General features: G+C 66.6%; 19 protein-coding genes and 1 riboswitch. Of the genes, 6 read left to right on the top strand and 13 right to left on the bottom strand.

The window, feature by feature from the left end:
• Window positions 1–39 precede the first annotated feature (39 nt).
• Complete coding sequence (locus IB261_RS06955) at window positions 40–1,650, top strand: FMN-binding glutamate synthase family protein (RefSeq protein WP_081517682.1); 1,611 nt, start codon at window positions 40–42, stop codon at window positions 1,648–1,650.
• 176 nt (window positions 1,651–1,826) lie between these two features.
• Entirely contained in the window at window positions 1,827–2,825 is a 999-nt protein-coding gene (locus tag IB261_RS06950; protein ID WP_192381747.1) for an acyltransferase family protein, read from the top strand.
• 53 nt (window positions 2,826–2,878) lie between these two features.
• Here IB261_RS06950 and IB261_RS06945 read toward each other — a convergent pair whose 3' ends face one another.
• On the bottom strand, window positions 2,879–3,310 hold the full coding sequence (locus tag IB261_RS06945; RefSeq protein WP_192381745.1) for a hypothetical protein: 432 nt from the start codon (window positions 3,308–3,310) through the stop codon (window positions 2,879–2,881).
• A gap of 157 nt (window positions 3,311–3,467) precedes the next feature.
• Between IB261_RS06945 and IB261_RS06940 the strand changes: the two genes are divergently transcribed.
• Window positions 3,468–4,304 (top strand): AraC family transcriptional regulator, encoded by an 837-nt coding sequence (locus IB261_RS06940; protein ID WP_151186162.1) that lies wholly within the window; start codon window positions 3,468–3,470, stop codon window positions 4,302–4,304.
• 52 nt (window positions 4,305–4,356) lie between these two features.
• The gene (locus IB261_RS06935) at window positions 4,357–4,965 is read left to right on the top strand and encodes a LysE family translocator (protein WP_192381743.1); all 609 of its coding nucleotides are present in this window, start codon (window positions 4,357–4,359) and stop codon (window positions 4,963–4,965) included.
• A gap of 3 nt (window positions 4,966–4,968) precedes the next feature.
• On the opposite strand, the gene IB261_RS06930 is transcribed toward IB261_RS06935, so the two are convergent.
• Entirely contained in the window at window positions 4,969–5,877 is a 909-nt protein-coding gene (locus IB261_RS06930; protein WP_192382221.1) for a LysR family transcriptional regulator, read from the bottom strand.
• Between the two features lie 118 nt (window positions 5,878–5,995).
• Here IB261_RS06930 and IB261_RS06925 point away from each other — a divergent pair, with 118 nt between their 5' ends.
• Both IB261_RS06925 and IB261_RS06920 read left to right on the top strand, forming a co-directional pair.
• Entirely contained in the window at window positions 5,996–7,753 is a 1,758-nt protein-coding gene (locus tag IB261_RS06925; RefSeq protein ID WP_192381741.1) for an amidohydrolase, read from the top strand.
• A 148-nt stretch (window positions 7,754–7,901) separates the two neighbouring features.
• Complete coding sequence (locus IB261_RS06920) at window positions 7,902–8,645, top strand: TorF family putative porin (RefSeq protein WP_192381739.1); 744 nt, start codon at window positions 7,902–7,904, stop codon at window positions 8,643–8,645.
• Here the strand turns inward: IB261_RS06920 and IB261_RS06915 are convergent.
• From IB261_RS06915 to IB261_RS06865, 11 genes are all read right to left on the bottom strand, one after another.
• On the bottom strand, window positions 8,642–9,034 hold the full coding sequence (locus tag IB261_RS06915) for a DoxX-like family protein (protein ID WP_192381737.1): 393 nt from the start codon (window positions 9,032–9,034) through the stop codon (window positions 8,642–8,644). The two genes, IB261_RS06920 and IB261_RS06915, sit on opposite strands and share 4 nt — an antisense overlap.
• Window positions 9,027–9,455, bottom strand: a complete 429-nt coding sequence (locus IB261_RS06910; protein WP_081517674.1) for a thiol-disulfide oxidoreductase DCC family protein — start codon at window positions 9,453–9,455, stop codon at window positions 9,027–9,029. Before IB261_RS06910 ends, IB261_RS06915 begins: the two co-directional genes overlap by 8 nt.
• Before the next feature lie 61 nt (window positions 9,456–9,516).
• Complete coding sequence (locus IB261_RS06905; RefSeq protein WP_151186157.1) at window positions 9,517–9,972, bottom strand: DUF3237 domain-containing protein; 456 nt, start codon at window positions 9,970–9,972, stop codon at window positions 9,517–9,519.
• A 69-nt stretch (window positions 9,973–10,041) separates the two neighbouring features.
• Window positions 10,042–10,863 carry a class I SAM-dependent methyltransferase gene (locus tag IB261_RS06900; RefSeq protein WP_192381735.1) on the bottom strand — a complete coding sequence of 274 codons (822 nt, stop codon included), beginning with the start codon at window positions 10,861–10,863 and terminating at the stop codon, window positions 10,042–10,044.
• Between the two features lies 1 nt (window position 10,864).
• Complete coding sequence (locus IB261_RS06895) at window positions 10,865–11,236, bottom strand: nuclear transport factor 2 family protein (protein ID WP_151186155.1); 372 nt, start codon at window positions 11,234–11,236, stop codon at window positions 10,865–10,867.
• Window positions 11,237–11,326: 90 nt separating this feature from the next.
• Window positions 11,327–12,151, bottom strand: a complete 825-nt coding sequence (locus tag IB261_RS06890; protein WP_192210040.1) for an aldo/keto reductase — start codon at window positions 12,149–12,151, stop codon at window positions 11,327–11,329.
• A gap of 102 nt (window positions 12,152–12,253) precedes the next feature.
• Window positions 12,254–13,348 carry a D-alanine--D-alanine ligase gene (gene ddlA, locus IB261_RS06885; protein ID WP_081517669.1) on the bottom strand — a complete coding sequence of 365 codons (1,095 nt, stop codon included), beginning with the start codon at window positions 13,346–13,348 and terminating at the stop codon, window positions 12,254–12,256.
• Window positions 13,349–13,439: 91 nt separating this feature from the next.
• Complete coding sequence (locus IB261_RS06880) at window positions 13,440–14,306, bottom strand: ABC transporter substrate-binding protein (RefSeq protein WP_192381734.1); 867 nt, start codon at window positions 14,304–14,306, stop codon at window positions 13,440–13,442.
• A 131-nt stretch (window positions 14,307–14,437) separates the two neighbouring features.
• Window positions 14,438–15,139: a (2Fe-2S) ferredoxin domain-containing protein gene (locus tag IB261_RS06875; protein WP_192381732.1), complete on the bottom strand. Its 702-nt coding sequence runs from the start codon at window positions 15,137–15,139 to the stop codon at window positions 14,438–14,440.
• On the bottom strand, window positions 15,139–17,028 hold the full coding sequence (locus tag IB261_RS06870; protein ID WP_225606031.1) for a TonB-dependent receptor plug domain-containing protein: 1,890 nt from the start codon (window positions 17,026–17,028) through the stop codon (window positions 15,139–15,141). The genes IB261_RS06875 and IB261_RS06870 overlap by 1 nt, the downstream gene beginning before the upstream one ends.
• Before the next feature lie 160 nt (window positions 17,029–17,188).
• Window positions 17,189–17,395, bottom strand: a riboswitch (cobalamin riboswitch).
• 73 nt (window positions 17,396–17,468) lie between these two features.
• Window positions 17,469–17,897, bottom strand: a complete 429-nt coding sequence (locus IB261_RS06865; protein ID WP_192381729.1) for a VOC family protein — start codon at window positions 17,895–17,897, stop codon at window positions 17,469–17,471.
• Window positions 17,898–17,949 lie beyond the last annotated feature (52 nt).

The raw sequence follows: 17,949 nt of genomic DNA, 5'->3' as shown, positions 1-17,949 counted from the left end.
AACCTGACCGTGATCAAAAGCCCGACGACTGGAGACTCCATGAACCTGTCGCTGCTCAGCCGCTATGCCTTTTTCGCCGCGTGCGTCCTGTTCACCGTGCTCAGCCTGCCCTTCCTCGGGCATGACTGGGTATGGCCCTTCACCCTCACCACCTTCGCCCTGAGCGTGCTAGGGGTCTTCGACCTGCTGCAGGAACGCCATGCGGTACGCCGCAACTACCCGGTCCTGGGCAACATCCGCTACCTGGTGGAAGCCATCCGCCCGGAAATCCGCCAGTACCTGCTCGAAGGCGACCAGGAGGCCCTGCCCTTCTCCCGCGCCCAGCGCGCCCTGGTGTACTCGCGGGCGAAGAACGAGACCGCCGACAAGCCCTTCGGCACCCTGATCGACGTCTACCAATCGGGCTTCGAGTTCATCGCCCACTCTATCCGCCCCGCCCCGGTGGCCGACCCCTGCACCTTCCGCGTCACCGTCGGCGGCCCGGAGTGCAAGCAGCCCTACTCCATCTCGGTGTTCAACATCTCGGCGATGAGCTTCGGCTCGCTCAGCGCCAACGCCATCCGCGCGCTGAACAAGGGCGCCAAGCTCGGCGGCTTCATCCATGACACCGGCGAAGGCAGCATCAGCCCCTACCACCGCGAGTACGGCGGCGACCTGACCTGGGAACTGGGCAGCGGCTACTTCGGCTGCCGCAACGACGACGGCACCTTCAGCCCCGAGCGCTTCGCCAAGCAGGCAGTCGACCCGCAGGTGAAGATGATCGAGATCAAGCTCAGCCAGGGCGCCAAGCCCGGCCACGGCGGCATCCTGCCCAAGCACAAGGTGACCCCGGAAATCGCTTCCACCCGTGGCGTGCCCATGGGCCAGGACTGCATCTCGCCCTCCTCCCACAGCGCCTTCGATTCGCCCCACGGCCTGCTGAACTTCATCGTCCAGCTGCGCGAACTCTCCGGCGGCAAGCCGGTGGGCTTCAAGCTGTGCATCGGCCACCCGTGGGAATTCATGGGCATCGCCAAGGCCATGCACGAGACCGGCATCCTCCCCGACTTCATCGTCGTCGACGGCAAGGAAGGCGGCACCGGTGCCGCGCCCCTGGAGTTCACCGACCACATGGGCCTGCCGATGCGCGAGGGCCTGCTGTTCGTGCACAACACCCTGGTCGGCCTGAACCTGCGTGACAAGATCCGCATCGGCGCCAGCGGCAAGGTCGTCAGCGCCTTCGACATCGCCAGCGTGCTGGCCATGGGCGCCGACTGGGCCAACTCGGCGCGCGGCTTCATGTTCGCCATCGGCTGCATCCAGAGCCAGAGCTGCCACACCAACAAGTGCCCCACCGGCGTCGCTACCCAGGACCCGCTGCGCCAGCGCGCCCTGGTGGTGCCGGACAAGGCCGAGCGCGTCTACCACTTCCACCGCAACACGCTCAAAGGCCTGGCCGAGATGATCGCCGCCGCCGGCATCCAGCATCCGTCGCAGCTGGAAGCCAAGCACCTGGTACGCCGCGTCTCGGCCACCGAGATCCGCCTGTTCTCGCACCTGCACTACTTCCTCAAACCCGGCGAACTGCTCTCGGGCAACATCGAAGGCGAGTTCTACGAGCGCATCTGGCGCATGGCGCGCAGCGACAGCTTCGAGGCTGCCGCCGGCTGAACAGCCTGAGCAGCCCCAGGAGGACAGCCCCGGCCAGGGACTGTCCCGATGGACAGCTCCCGCAGCCACTGAAAGCCATAAGCCGCCTGACGACGTGGAAACAACAGTGAGCCTGTTCTTTGGCGGTAAAGCATCGTAATTTACCCGCCACAATTACAAGGATGCCGGGGGCTTGAGTGGGGGCGTATCGTCTGTTGTTGGCCATTCTAGTGGCCGTGTCCCATTTGGGTATCACCTTCGCCGGACTGAATCCTGGCGTAGTTGCGGTGATCTCCTTCCTGATCATCAGCGGCTTCGTGATGACCTCGCTCATCGAACGTAATTACGCCGCTGCGGATAAGGTCGCCCTGTTCTACCTGGACCGGGCGATGCGGCTATACCCGCAGTTTCTGCTCTACTTCGTCGCGGCCTGCGTGGTGGTCTACTTTCTCCTCCCCGGCACGCCTCAGGCAGCCGAACTGACACCTGGAAAGATCGCCGCCAGTCTCACCATGGTGCCGCTGGGTTTCTACATGTTCGGAGCAGCCAGCACAGAAATCCTGCCGCCGGCCTGGTCGCTTGGCCTGGAGTCCTGCTTCTACCTGGTGATCCCTTTCCTGATCATCTACAAGGCGCGCGGCATAGCGTTTTCGCTATCCGTCGTGGTTTTCCTGGTCGCCTGTCTCGGATACGTCAACACGGACCTCTACGGATATCGCCTGCTTCCTGGCGTTCTGTTCATATTCCTCTGTGGCAGCTACCTGTACAAAGCACAAGCCAGAGGCCTGACCATTGCCGTCTGCACGACCGCTGCGGCCACATTGATGTTCGTGGCGATCATGGCGGGCCTTATCGAGCGTCGACCATTCAATGCCGAAGTAACCGCCGGTATCGCGTTAGGCGTGCCTGCTGTCTACCTGCTGACGAAACTCAAATTCCATCCAATTGACGAGCTCCTCGGCAACATCAGTTATGGAGTGTTCCTCAATCACTTCGTGGTGATGTACCTCCTGCGAGTTTTCTGGCCGGTCAGTTACTCGGATTACCTGGTTACCGCGCTGCTGGTGTTCTCCTTCCTGCTCAGTGGCGTGTCGTATTATTGCATCGAGCGGCCGGCGTTGAGGCTCCGGCATGCACTGCGGGGCAGTAGCAAACAGCCGAGAGTTCAAACGCTGGGAAGTAAAACGGCGACCTGAAGACTGACGAGGCACATCCCTGGCTCTCGCCACTGCTTGCGGGCAACCCACCGCTACCCCAACCGGCTCCAGACCTGCGCCAGCCCCACCAGATGCACCAGCGCAAAGCCCAGGCAGATCGCCGAGCTGACGCAGATGAAACGCTGGCTGCGACCGGTGTCCTTGAGAATGACAGGGCCAGCCACGCCGCGCAGCAGGTAGACCAGCGAGATCGCCACCAGCGCCGGGCGCAGCAGCGGCAGCGGGCACAGCACCCCCGCCGCAGACAGCGCAAAGGCGGCCCAGACGAACAGCACGAAGGCGATGCCGAAGGTGATCAGCGCCGGGTAGACGCGCCCGGCTTCGGCGGCCCGCGCGAGCCTCTCCCCGGCGCCGAACAGCCGGTACCAGCGCGGCCCGACCAGCACCACGCCGACATGCAGCGCCCCGGCGATGGCACTGAGCGCGGCGGCAATGATCAACGCCAGGTTGTATTCCTGCCCCATGAACAGCTCCCTCCTGGAGATCGTCTTTTCCGGTCACTGCATCCTATCGCCAGCACGCAGGATTCACGACACTCGACCGCCGGCTGCACGAATCTTCCAGACAGCCACTCCACGCGCGGTATGCTGGCCGACCGGGCAAGCGGTGCGGAGGCGGCCCATGCACAAAGACAACTGGATCGACCTGCTGCAGGATGCCGACACCGGCATCCAGAGCCTGCGCGCGCACTTCAAGGGCCACGCCTACGACCCGCACTGGCACGACAGCTACCTGATCGGCTACACCGAGTCGGGTGTCCAGCAGTTCCGCAGCCGCAACCAGCGCTACATCAGTACTACCGGCCAGGTGTTCTTCCTTGAGCCCGGCGACATCCACGATGGCGAGGCCCCCACCGAAGGCGGCTTCACCTACCGCACCCTGTACCTCGACGCGCCCTGGCTGGAACGCGAGATCGGCACGCTGTTCGAAGAGGCGCCGGGCAACTGCCAGCTAAGCGTGCCTGAGCTGCTGATCGACGACCTGCAACTGGCGCGACGCGTCGACAACGCCTTCCAGGCGGTGCACGGCAACGACCTGAAGATCGTCCGCCAGACCGCCATGGACGAGCTGCTCGACGGCATGACCCGCCACCTGCACTGGCGCCAGCGCGGGGAAGCACAGGTTCATCTGCCCATGGTGGCGCAGCGCGCGCGGGACTTCCTGCACGCCAACCTGACCGCCGATATCGGCCTCGACGACCTGGCCCGCGCCAGCGGCTGCGACCGCTTCCGCCTGACCCGCGCCTTCAAGCAGGCCTTCGGCCTGCCGCCCCATGCCTACCTGATCCAGCTGCGCCTGGCCCGCGCGCGGCAATTGCTTGGTCGCGGCCTGGCGCCCGCGGACATCGCCGCCGACCTCGGTTTCGCCGACCAGAGCCACCTCGGCCGCTGGTTCCGCCGCGCCTATGGCGTAACCCCCGCCTACTACCGCAAGCGCTGCTCAAAGCTTCCAGACTGAGCCCGCCGCACTGGCGAAGATGAGCTCCCACGGATTTACCGGAGTTCCCGCCATGCACTTCTCGCAGCTCGGCCAATGGCTGCCCTTCGTTCTCTTCGCCTTCGTCGCCTCGATCACGCCGGGGCCGACCAACCTGCTGGTGTTCAGCAACAGCGCCCGCTTCGGCTGGGGCGCCGCGCTGCCGATCATGTTCGGCGGCTGCGCGGCGGCCGCCGCACTGGTACTCGCCGTGGGCAGCGGCCTGGGTGAAGTGCTGGCCAGCCTGCCGCGCGTACAGCAGGCGATGAGCGTGGTCGGCGTGCTCTGGCTGAGCTGGCTGGCGTGGCAGATCTTCCGCAGCCCTCCGGCAGACCTTGCGCGCGACGGCGACGCCGCCCGCCTGGGCGCACTCGGCGCCGCCGCGCTGCAACTGGTCAACCCCAAGACCTGGATGATGGCGCTGGCGGTGATCAGCGTGTATGCCGGCCACGGCGTCGACCGGCTGGACCGCGTGCAACTGCTGTCGCTGCTGTTCTTCGTCGTGTCGATTCCCTGCACGGCGGTCTGGGCCAGCCTGGGTATCGGCAGCCAGCGCCTGCTTTCGCCCACACAGATGCAGCGACTCAACCAGTTGATGGCAATCCTGCTGCTGGTATCGGCCTGGGCCGGGGCGCTGCTCTGATCCTTAAAGGATGCCGTCGCGCCGCAGGTAGTCGCGCAGGTGCTCGATGAACGCATGGATCTTGCGCGTCGCCCGGCGGTTGCTTGGGTACACCGCGAGGATCTGCGCGCCGAAGGTATCCGGTTCGAAGAAGTAGTCTTCCAGCACCGTCACCAGCCGCCCACTGCGCAGGTGCTCCAGCACGCTCCAGTGCGGGCACGGCAACAGGCCGTGCCCGGCCAGGCAGGCGGTGAGCAGCACCGCCTGGTTGTCGCTGTTCAGACGGCCGTTGCGCGGGGTGGAGAAGCGCTCACCTTCCACATCGAACCACCAGCGGTCATCCAGCGCAGGATGGCGGTAGACCAGGCAATCGTGATCGACGATCTCGCTGGGGTGCCGCGGTGTGCCGCGCCGGGCCAGGTAGGCCGGACTGGCGCACATGATCAGGCGGCTCGCCGCCAGCGGCTGGGCGATCAGCCCCGGCAGGTCGCTGTTGCCCATGCGCAGGGCGAGGTCGTAGCGGCCATCGAGCAGGTCGACATAGCTGTCGGAAAGGTCCACCTGCAGACGCACGTCCGGGTGCAGGTCGAGGAACTCGGCGCAGGCCTGGTCGAGGAACACCGGGCCGACGATCAGCGGCCCGGTGATGCGCAGCACGCCACGCAGGCTGTGCTGCAGCTGGGCGATTTCCTCGGTGGTCTCGCGCATCCGCGCCAGCACCTCGCGGGCGCCGTCCAGATAGAGCTGGCCAGCTTCGGTCAGCGACATGCTGCGCGTGGTGCGCTCGAACAGGCGCGCGCCGACTTCGATTTCCAGCTGGCCGACTGCCTTGGTCACCGCCGAGGGCGTCTTGCCCAACTGCTCGGCGGCGCGGCTGAAACTGCCGGTCTCGGCACTGGCGACAAACATTGCCAGGCTGCTGAATCTGTCCATCGTCATTCGTGCAAATCCTTCACAAGTGTTATGCCTGGCGGCGACTTCCGCACGATCCGGTCCGCCAGTAGCCTGCGCCGCAGACCAACAATAATCCACCGAAAAGCAGAGGGAAGTCATGCACGGCATGCTCAAGGGCGCGCTGGCGCTCGCCATCGCACTGGGTACTTTTGAAGCTCAGGCACAGAACGCGGACCTGATCCTGTACAACGCCAAGGTCTTCACCGCCGAGCCTGGCCAACCGTTGCAGCAGGCCGTCGCGGTCGCTGGCGGCAAGGTGCTGCAGGTAGGTTCCAACGAGGACATCCGCAAGCTCGCCGGCACCGCCAGCAAGCAGGTCGACCTGGGCGGCAAGGTACTGATGCCCGGCTTCATCGACAGCCACTCGCACTCCATCTTCGGCGGCCTGGAACTGATCTCCGCCAGTCTGATGGATGAAGAGATGGACCTCGACGCCTTCGTCGCCCGCCTGAAGCAGGACCGCGACAGCGGCAAGGCGAAGAACGGCGACGTCGTCGTGATGAACGGCATGAACTCCAGCTACTGGTCCAAGGCCGACGGCCTCGCCGAGCGCCTGAACCATGGCGAATGGGAGAAGGTGCCGGTGATCCTGATCGGCAGCGACCACCACACCGCCTGGGCCAACGCCGCCATGCTCAAGCGCGCCAAGCTGGACGCCCAACGGGTGCGCGGCCTCAGCTCGCTGGAACAGGGCAACATCGCCCACGGCAAGGACTTCGCCCCCACCGGTTTCCTGGTGGACTCGGGCTTCGACCTGGTCGCCGCGACCATGCCCGCCGCCAGTACCGAGACCATGGACCGCGCTGGCCGCGCTGCGGTGAAGTACAACAACAGCCTCGGCATCACCGCCTGGATGGACCCGGCCGCCAACGGTGCCCCGGGCGAGGCGGTGTTCAACATCAAGCCCACCGAGAAGACCGTCGGCGTACTGCCGGTGTACCGCGACCTGGCTCGCGACGGCGAACTCACCGCCCACGTCGCCGCACTGCAGGTGGTCAATCCCAGGAGCACTCCGGCCGATCTTGACGTCATCGAGAAGGTCCGCCAGCAGTTCCAGGGCATCCCCAACCTGACGCTGCCGGGCATCAAGGTGTTCGCCGACGGCGTGATCGAATTCCCGGCGCAGTCCGCCGCGCTGCTGGAGAACTACAAGAACAGCCACAAGCCGGGCGAGTTGCTGATCGATCCCAAGCACTTCGGCGAGCTGGTCAGCGCCGCCGATGCCCGTGGCTGGCTGGTGCACGTGCACGCCATCGGCGACCGCGCGGTGCGCGAATCACTCAATGGCGTCGCCCAGGCGCGCAAGGACCGGCAGAGCGGCGTGACCCACTCGATCACCCACCTGCAGCTGGTCAACCCCAAGGACTTCCCGCGCTTCAAGCAGTTGAACGTGATCGCCTCGATGCAGCTGGACTGGGCCACCGCCGAGCCCTACACCGTGGAGCTGGTCAAGCCCTACATCGCCGACGAGGCCTACCGCTACATGTACCCGGCCAAGTCGCTGCTGGACAACGGCGCCACGATCGCCGGCGCCAGCGACTGGCCGGTGTCCACACCCGATCCGCTGAAGGCCATCTACCAGGCCGTCACCCGCCAGGGCGAGGAAGGCGTGCTCAACGCCGCCGAGCGCGTGGATCGCCAGACCATGTTCTATGCCTACACCCGCAACGCCGCCCAGACTATCGGCCTGGGCGACAAGATCGGCACCCTGGCGCCCGGCAAGCAGGCCGACATGGTGGTGCTCGACCGCGACGTGTTCAGCGTGCCCGACCAGCAACTGGACGAAGCCCGCGTGCTCCACACCCTGTTCGAAGGCCGCGAGATCTACCGCGCCGAAGACCAACCGGCTCTCTGAGCCGGGCTCCTGCGCCGGGGCGTGAACACCCCCGGCGCCCTGCCCGCCAGCCCTACCCTTGCCGAAGCTTCCCGAGTTGACCGGGAGGGTCGGCGCTGCGCGGGATTTTTCATCTGCCCACAGACAATCACAACAAAGGGAACCCCGTATGAATCGCCCGCAATGGCTTGTCGGCGCGCTGCTCGCCTGCGCCCCGCTCACCTCCGCCCTGGCCGTGGAGCTCGGCGAAGGCTTCGCCCTGCAGATCGACACCGCCCTGGTCAGCGACTACCGCACCCGCGGTATCTCGCAGACGCAGAACGACCCCGCCGCCCAGCTCGGCCTGACCCTGCAGCATGCCTCCGGCGCCTATCTGGGCGTGTGGACCTCCAACGTCGACTTCGGCGGCGGCCTGAAGACCCGCCAGGAAACCGACTACTACGCCGGCTGGTACTGGCAGGCCAACGACGACATCGCCCTGGACCTGGGCTACATCAAGTACGCCTACCCGAAGGAAGCCCAGTTCAACCAGAGCGATACCTACGCGATCCTCCACGCCTACGGCTTCGAAGTGGCGGCCTACTATGGCAACGACTACCCGACCTACTTCGGCGAGAACCAGGCCAACCTCTACACCTACCTGGCCTACAACGCCGAGCTGCCGGCGGAGTTCAAGCTGCGCGTGCGCTACGGCCGCAACGACGCCAAGGACCCGCTCTACCTGTCCGGAGACGGCAGCACCCGCGACACCTACCACGAGTGGGAAGCGAAGCTGAGCCATGAATGGGTGGGTTTCGACTGGGGCGTGAGCTACATCGACACCGACCTGTCGCAGAACGAGTGCCGCACGCAGTTCGGCTTCGGCGACGTGTGCACGGCAACCGTGGTCGCCAGCGTGAGCAGGAGTTTCTAACGCGGACGGACGGGGTGCGACTGGTGCGCGCCCCGCTCGCCCAGCAGGGCGATGGCGCACAGCGCCAGGGCGGCGACGTTGGTGGACACCGGGTTGAAGGCGCCCAGCAGCAGTTCAGGGGCGAACAGCGCCACATCCACCAGCAGCGCCAGCAGGGCGAAAGCCGCCAGCCACAAGGGCCAGCGGCTGCGGCGAAGCAGCAGGATGCACAGCGCCAGGACGATCTCGGCGGCGCCGGCGACCTGGGCGACGCGCAGGGTCGACAGTGGCCAGTTGTGGGCCTCAATCATCCGCACTTCATCAGGACTGAGGAACAGCAGCTTGGGCACCAGCCCGTGGTAGAGGAACACCACGCCCAACGCCAGCCGCGCGATGGCGACGCTAGTCATTGCCAAGGAAGCGCCCGCGATACTGCGGCGACGGGACCAGGCAGATGTCCTCGCGGCCGAACAGGCGGTAGCGGTTGAGCGCGACGCGGTCGTAAAACCAGTCACGCAGCGGCCGGGGCACCAGCCAAAGCACCCGCAACCAGTTCCAGGGCGCCGGTAGCTGACCGATCACCCGCAGGAAGGCATCGCTACGCTCGAAGCCTTCGCGGCCATCGACATAGAGCATGGTGTCGAAGTATCCGGTGGGCAGGCCGAACCAGTCGAGAATCGCCTGGCCCTCGGCGGACTGCACGCTGCAAAGCTTCACGCGGCGCTCGCGGTCGTAGCGCAGGAGGAAGCGGCTCCAGCCGTTGCACAGCCGACAGGTACCATCGAACAGCACGACCTTGTCGTCGGGCTGCATGTTGGGGGGCAGAGCCATGGCGTCGTCTCCAGAAGCCTGGTGAAGCAACCTTGCCCGCCGCTTGTGACAAGTCATCGACTCACCCATTGGCCAATGAAAACAACCGGTATTCCACCCACCCCGGCCCCAGCCGTCCTTCGCCCACCGCCAGTTGGTGGTTGAGCCAGCGGTAGCGGTCGTCGCCGACCTCGAAGCGCGGTTGGATCATGAAATAGGTATCGCCGAACTCGGTACTGTCACCCCGCGAGACCGCGTGGATGATCTTCGGATTGGCCACCAGCAGGCCGTTGTGCTGCATCAGGATACGCGCGCCGTCGTCGGTACGCAGCACCAGGCGCACTTCCAGGTGCCAGCCGCCGTCACTGTCCACCAGGATCCAGTCGCCGCCGCCGGGTAATACCTCGCCGCTCAGGCGCTGTCCCTTGAAGGTACCGCCGCCGGCCGCCGAGATCAGCCGCTGGCCCTGCGGCACGCGGCCGATCTCCAGCGGCACACTGGCCTTCACGTTCATTTCCATCAACGGCTCGAGCTTCATCGCCAGCTCCTGAACAAGGTCGTCGTAGACGCATCAGTAAAGCAGCCGGGGCGCGGTGCGGCCATCTGCTCAGGACGTTGGGCCGAAGCGATAGCGCAGCAGCCGGCCCATGCGGCGCATCGCCGGAATGGCCAGGGTGATCTCGTAGAGCAGGCGCATGCCCAGGGACAACCGGGCGATCTGCGCGCGGTCGTAGGCGGCGATGGCATCGACGAAACGCAGGGCCGGCACCTGTTGCTCAAGCTCCTGCGGCTCGTCGATGCCCCAGTGCAATACAGCGCCGGTACGCCGGATCATCGGGTTCCACTGCAACAGGCGGATGCCCAGGCGACTGTATCCGTCGAACAGCAGCTCGCCCCGACCGAAACGCGCGGTCAGCGCAGTCAACAGGCGGTACACCTCGTCGGTTTCCACGTAGGGCAACACACCCTCGGCGATCATCAGCACCGGCCATCCGGTCGGCACCGCGCTCCACCAGTCCGGCGCAGTCAGGGAACTGGCCAGCAGGTGGCAGTTTTCCCGCGCGGGATACAGGCGCTCGCGCAAGGCGATCACCTCCGGGAAGTCCACCTCGAACCACTGCACGGTGGACGGCGGGTCAATGCGCAATACCCGGCTGTCCAGCCCGCAGCCCAGTTGCAGGACCACGCAGGCCGGGTATCGGGCGAGGAAATCGCGCACCCAGTCATCGAACAGCCGGGCCCGCAGGGCGATGCCCACCTGCTCGGCGCGGCCGATGTGCAGGCGGGCGAAGTCGTAGTCGATCTGTTCCACCGCCTGCCGCGAGAAACGGTCGCGCAGCAGGCTGTCGGGCAGCTCGCTCTCCTTCGCCTTGGCGTACAGGGTGATCAGCAGGGTTTCCGGCGTGCCGCGCAGGGTGATGCGTTCCACGTCATTCGTGCAGGTAATAGAGCTTGTTGACGATCTGCCAGCCGTTGCCGATGCGCAACAGGGCCAGGTAGTCGGTGAAGTGCATGCCGAGGAACTCGTCGGTGACCTTGGCCACCGCGCTGTCGCCGGTGATGTCCAGCGACTTCAGCTCCCACGGCGGCGGCGCGCCTTCGGAAGGCGGCGACTCGGCCTTGATCGCGCCGATGAACTCATCCAGCGACGCCCACTCCAGCGCGCCATGGTAATTGCCGATGATCCTGCAGGACGGATGGAACGCCAGGCGCAGGCGCGACTCGTCACCGAAGGTCATGCCCTCGACGTAGTCCGTCAGTACGCGGTTGATGGCGGCGCTGTCCGCCGTGTAGTTGCTCATCGCTGCAGCCCTCCCCGGTCGGTGACCATGGGGCAAGGCTAGCACCGCACCCCGGCCGCGCCCTGGCGAGCGACGACCGGGGCTCCGGCGTCAGACCACCGCCAGGTGCCGCTTGCGGGTCGGCGGCGGGAAGGCGGCGTCGAGGGCTTCGAGGTCCTCGGGGGTCAGACGCAGTTGCAGCGCGGCGGCGTTGTCGCGCACGTGCAGCGGCTCCACCGCCTTGGGAATGGCAATCACACCCGGCTGGTGGATCAGCCAGGCCAGCGCCACACGGGCCGGGGTGGCGTCGTGGCGGCCGGCGATTTCGCCCAGCACGCGGTGGCGCAGCAGCTTGCCGCCCTGGCCCACCGGGCAGTAGGCCATCAGCGGCATGCGCTCTTCCTGGCACCAGGGCAGCAGGTCCCACTCGATGCCGCGCTCCTCCAGGCTGTACTGCACCTGGTTGGTGGCGCAGGCCGGTTCGTTCAGTTCCTGCAGGTCGTCGAGGTCGAAGTTGGACACGCCCCAGCGCTTGATCTTGCCGGCCTCACGCAGGCGCTCGAAGGCTTCGACGGTTTCCTCCAGCGGATACTGGCCGCGCCAGTGCAGCAGGTAGAGGTCCAGGCAATCGGTGCCCAGGCGCCGCAGGCTGCGTTCGCAGGCCTCGGGGATGCCGCGCCGGCTGGCGTTGTGCGGGTAGACCTTGCTGACCAGGAAGACCTGGTCGCGCAGGCCGGTCAGCGCCTCGCCGACCACCTCTTCCGAGCCACCCTCGGCGTACATCTCGGCGGTGTCGATCAGGGTCAGACCGCGCTCGATGCCTTCACGCAGGGCGGCAATCTCGCGCTTGCGCTGGAAGCTGTCCTCGCCCATGCGCCAGGTGCCCTGGCCGATGGCGGGAACGGCGGTGCCGTCGGCGAATACCACGGTGTTCATCTCGTGCTCCTTGTTGCGCTTGTCGTGGGGACACGGGGCCAGCCGCCCGAAACCGGGCGACGGGCACACAGGGTAGCGCAGAAGCAGGAGCCAGGCTGTGGATCAGCGGTTGGTCTGCAGGTTGCGGCGGGCGGCGTGGCGCTCGATGGCCAGGTCGATCAGCCGGCTGACCAGCTCGCTGTAGGTCATCCCGGCAGCCTGCCAGAGCTTGGGGTACATGCTGATGCGGGTGAAGCCGGGCAGCGAGTTCAGCTCGTTGATCAGCACCTCGCCAGTCTCGGTGAGGAACACGTCGACCCGCGCCAGACCGGAGCACTCCAGCGCCAGGAAGGCGTCCACGGCGAGCTGGCGGATACGCTCACTGGCCTGTGCGGGAATGTCCGCCGGCACCACGACCTTGGCCGCGTCCTCGTCGATGTACTTGCTGTCGTAGGAGTAGAAGCCGCTGCCCACGACGATCTCGCCGCAGCCACTGGCGATGGGCTGCTCGTTGCCCAGTACCGCGCACTCGATCTCGCGGCCCTTCACGGCAGACTCCACCAGCACCTTGTCGTCGAAGGCCAGCGCCAGGCGCACGGCTTCATCGTAGGCGGCCTCGTCCTCGACCTTGCTCACGCCCACCGAGGAGCCCATGTTCGCCGGCTTGATGAACAGCGGCAGGCCGAGCTTGCGCTGCGCCTCGGCGAAAGGCGTACGCGCGGCGTTGGCGCGGGTCAGGGTGACGAAGGGTGTGATGGCGATGCCGGCGTCACGCAGCAGGCGCTTGCTCACGTCCTTGTCCATGCAGATGGCCGAGCCCAGCACGTCGGAGCCGACGAAGGGGATGTCGGCCATGCGCAGCAGGCCCTGCAAGCAGCCGTCCTCGCCCTGGGTACCGTGGACGATGGGGAAGATCACGTCGACGTGGTCGAGCAGCTGGCGGCTGCCGGTTTCCACCAGTTGCTGCTCGGCCTTGCCCGGCACCACGGCCAGCTCGCGGTTGGAGCGGTTAAGGGCGATCAACGCCGGGTTTTCCTGGTTGAGCAGGTAGTCGGAGGCATCGTTGAGGTGCCAGCGGCCCTCCTTGTCGATGCCCACCAGCACCGGTTCGAAGCGCTCGCGATCCAGGGCATCGACAATATTCTTCGCCGATTGCAGGGACACCTCGTGCTCCGCCGAACGCCCACCGAAAATCACCCCAACACGCAACTTGCCCATGACAGCCTCCGAATGAACGATGGGCGTTTTCTAACACGGGCTCCGGCACTTGGGTAGGAACAGTGGCCGGCGAACAGACGGGACGCTCTGCTCAGAGCTGACCCAGCGCCTGCGCCAGCTCGCGCGCGGCCTGGCCGCTGTGCACGCCGGGGAACAGGTGGGTGAAAGGCAAGGCCACGAAGCGCCCTTCGCGCACGGCGCGCAGGCGCGAGAGCACCGGGTCCGCGCGCAGCGCTCGGACCTTCTGATCGGCCGTGGACCAAAGCGCATCGGCCAGCAGGATCACATCCGGGTCGCGCGCCAGCAGTTGTTCGGTGTTGGCGGTAAAGCCTCCCAGGTCGACATCCCCGAACAGGTTGTGCGCGCCGGCAGCGTGCAGCAACTGGGTGACCACGCCGCGCCGCCCCTGGCTCTCCAGGCCATTACTGACGCTGTCGAGGTAGAAGACTTCCAGCGGTTTGTTCCCGGAGAAATGGCGGCGTGCCTGGGCCAGTTCGGCGTGTTGCTGGCGGATCAGCTTCTGTGCCCGCTCCTGCTCGCCGAGCAGGCCCCCCAGTGTCGTCAGGTCCGCCTCGACACCGGCGAACAGATCGTCCTGCCACGCGCCACAACCGGCATCCAGCAGATAGCTGGCGACGCCATGGCCGGCCAGTTCCTCGCGGGAGAGGTTGCCCAGCCGGAAGGCCGAGGCAAACCCGGCCACCACCAGGTCCGGGCGCTGCGCGTAGACCGCTTCCGCCGACGGGTACTGACGCGATAGCAGCGGCACACCCCGATAGCTTCCTTTGGTCAGGTCGAGATCGTCATCGATGTAGGCCACGCCGATCAGCCTCTCTCCGACGCCCAGCGCCAGCAGCAGGTCGGCAGCGTGCTGGTTGAGGGCGAGGATGCGTTGCGGCGGGTGGTCGATCTGCCAGGTCCGGGCGCAGTTGCGGTAGTCCTGCGCGGAGACCGTCATAGTGCCAAGCAAGCATGCGAGCAGCAGCGTCCCCTGCAGGAGCGGGCCATGCCCGCGAGCGCCTCCGGCAGTTGAGCGACGCTGCCTCCACCCGCTCGCGAGCAAGCGCGCTCCCAAGAAGAGCGAGCGCCTCATGGCTCGTCCACCCGCAGCTCCGCCACCGGCACGCCGTCGCGCAGATGCTCCGCCACCATCCGGCACACCTGCTCGTCACTGCGCAGGCCATACCAGACACGGTCGGGATAGACCGTCAGCAACGGCCCGCGATTGCACGGGAACTGGCAACCGGTGCGGGTCAGCAGGGCGCCCGCAGCGTTCTCGTACAGATCGAGACGGATCAGTTCGCGGCGCAGGGTTTTCCACAACGGCAGCGCACCACGCCGCACGCAGCGCGGCCCGGCACAGAGGAACAGGTGATGCCGGTGCGGCGGCGGCGCGGACCAGTCCGGCTGCGACGGCACTTCACCGACACCCTGACAGTCCAGCTGTTGCGCCGGGTCACCAATCGCCGCCAGCACCGCCGCCGCGTCCAGCCCGCGCCGGCCGAGCGCCGACGCGGTGACTTTCGGCGGCGGCGCCTGCGGATGATCTTCCGACAGCGCGGCCAGCTCGGCACGCAACCAGTCGAGGTAGGCACCGTCAGCGGTCGGTTCAAGGTCGACCAGCAACAGCTCCCGCGCCTCCGCCAACAGCGCGCGCACCCGCCCCCAGAGCGAATCGAAACCCTCGCCGGTATCGATGCATTCGACACCGGCGAGGCGCGCCGACACCTCGCGGTGCAGGCGCTCGCCCTGGGCTCCGGCGAGCGGGCCGACCAGCAGGATGGCCTTCATCAGAAGCTGAAGGTGTAGCGCAGCTCGGCGGTACGCGGCCGGCCGAGGTTGTCCACCTGGCGGATGCCGTTGCTGGTGCGACCGGTGGCGTAGTCGCGGTCCAGCAGGTTCTCCAGCAGCAGACTCAGGCGGTGCGCGTGGGCGGCGTCGAGGTAGCGGTAGGCGTCGCCATCGAGCACGCTGTAGTGGCCGTAGTCGTCATCCTGGGCACTGACGATGGAACCGACATAGCGGGTGGCAAGGCCCGCGCCCCAGAGGCTGTCGTCATAGCCCAGGCGCAGGCGGGCGAAGAAGTGCGGGATGTTGTTCACCGTCACGCCTTCGCGGCTGTCCACGAGGTTGCGCGTGGCGTCCGCAGAAAGCTGCCAGTGCCGCCCGAACTGCCACTGGCCGTTGGCTTCCATGCCACGCACGGTGATCTCGCCATTGCCGTTCACCCACTGGTCGCCCGCGAGGGTGATGAGATCGGTGATCTCGCGGCGGAACAGCGTGACGCTGCCGCTCCACGGCTGCTCGAACAGCTCGCCGGTGTAGTCCAGGCCCAGCTCGGCGTTGCGGCTGCGCTCGGGCTTGAGGTCGCGGTTGCCGACTTCATCGCCCGGCTCGTTGACGAACAACTGCTCGGCGGTGGGCAGCTTGAAGGCGGTGCCGAACTGGCCGCGCAGCTTGAGCTGCTGCGTGAGGTCGTAGAGCGAGGTCAGCATCCACACGGTGGCGCCTTCACCGCCGGAGATTTCCTCGCGGCGCACGCCCAGGCTCGGGTGCCAGTCAGGCAGCGCCTCGATGTTCGGCCGCAGCTGGGCGTAGAGTGCGTGGGACTCGGCCTTGTCGTTGTCGATGATCAGCACATCGTCCCGGCCCTTGTACCACTGGTTGTCGTTGCCCAGGACCAGTTCGTGGCCGCCCGCCAGCTTCGCCTTGCCTTCGAGCTGCGCGCCCCAGTCGGTGAAGCCCCAGTAGTCGTTGTTGTTGAGTACCTGGGTACCGCCGCCCTGCAGGTTGTAGACGCGGTCGTAGCGAGTGTCCCAGTCGTTGATATGGGTCTTGGCGAACCAGCTGAAGTCCTCGCTGACGCTCTGCTGGAAAGTCGCCGTGGCGATCTGCTGCACGCGGTTGTTGCTGGTGTGGTGGTTGGAGGTCGGCCGGGCGAAGTCCAGCTCGGCGTCGGCGTACTGGTAGAACAGCTCCAGGCGCGAGGCATCGCCGATGGCCTGGATGGCCTTGGCGCCGAACACGTTGACGTCGTAGGAGCGGCGCTTGTCGCTCACCGTGTCGGTCATGTCGCGGTCGCGGTAGGGCTGGTAGCCGTCGGAGCGGTTGTGGCTGACGTAGGCCATCAGGCCGAGGTCGCCCAGGCCGTTCTGCACGATTTTCTCGGCGCGGGCATCACCACTGCGGCCCTTGAAGGTGTCCAGGCCGAGGTTCACCTCGCCGGATGCTTCGCGGCTGCGCGCGCTGCGGGTGACGATATTGATCACCCCGGACACCGCCTGGGTGCCGAACAGCAGGCCCTGGCCGCCCTTGAGCACTTCGATGCGCTCCACCGCGGTGGTCGGCAGGGTGTCGATGTAGATGCCGCCGTAGAGGCGGTTGTTCAGGCGCACGCCGTCCAGCAGGATCAGCGTGTCGTCGTTGCGTCCGCCCAGCAGCGAGTAGGTGCCGTAGTCGAACGGGCCGTTCTTCGGCGCGACGAACAGGCCGGGCACGTACATCTGCAGCACACGGGTGATGTCGGCGCTGGGGCCGGCGCGTTCGATCTGCTGGCGGTCGATGACCTCCAGCTTGCTGCCGTAGCGGGCCATGTCGGCCACGGTGGTGGACTCCACGGAAGGGCCGCTGACGACTTCATCGGCCAGGTCGAGCGGCGCCGCCGACAGGTGCGCACCCAGGACATAGAGGGGGAGAACGGGAGTCCAGCGCAGGGCGCGCCGGTACAGGAACGAAGAATGTTGCAAGGTGATCGCCTCGAAATCGGGATTTCGCAGGCGGCGCAGCGACACCCGGAACGAGCGCGCCCCGGGAACCGGCTCACGCCCGCCCACCGCGGGTTTGCCAAACAGGTTCCAGGCCGGTCTCCGGGCTTGCGAGGGTCATGGAACATCCGCCTTCCCATGCCTGAGCACAGTGGCTTAGTGGACGCTCCGCTCGCTTACCGTTGCGGGGGCAGCGCCGGACTGATCGCACGAGGGCGACGCACCGGCTTCCCGTTTCACCCCACGCACGGCGGCGGGGGGCACCTGAAACGGGGCGAATCTGAACACCTGGCGGACGAAAGCGTCAAGCGCGGGGGTTGGGCAGGATGTTGCGGGCGCGGCGCAAAAGCGCGAAATCAGTGCCAGGGATCGTAGGTGCCGAAACTCCAGATGTGCCCTTCCGGATCACGGCAGGTGAAGCCCTGGCCGCCGTAGTCCTCGTCCTTGATGTCGATGACGATCTGCGCGCCGGCCTCAACTGCTGCGCGATACAGCGCTTCGGCGTCCTTCACCACCACGTAGATACTCTGGGTACAGCCGCCGATCTCGTCGGGCTGGCGCATCAGCCGGCCGTACTCGTTGTCATGCAGCGACCCGAGCATCACCAGCCCGCTGCTGTCGGCCAGCGCCAGCTGTGCGTGGGCAATGCCGCCGTGGTCATCGGCGACCACCAGTTGCCGCTGGAAACCGAAGGTGGCGCACAGCCAGTCGATGGCCTGGGGCGCATCGCGGTAGCGCAGGCAGGGAATGACGCTGGGGCGGGCGATGGGAGCGGGCGTGGACATGGCGGTCTCCGGAGCAGAACGAGCGCGATGCTCTGAGCATAGTCGCCCGCTT

It is taken from the genome of Pseudomonas sp. PDM20, assembly GCF_014852575.3.
In the GTDB taxonomy this organism is placed as follows: domain Bacteria; phylum Pseudomonadota; class Gammaproteobacteria; order Pseudomonadales; family Pseudomonadaceae; genus Pseudomonas.
Note: the sequence above shows the minus strand (reverse complement) of the source record. Positions and strands in the feature narration are given on the sequence as shown.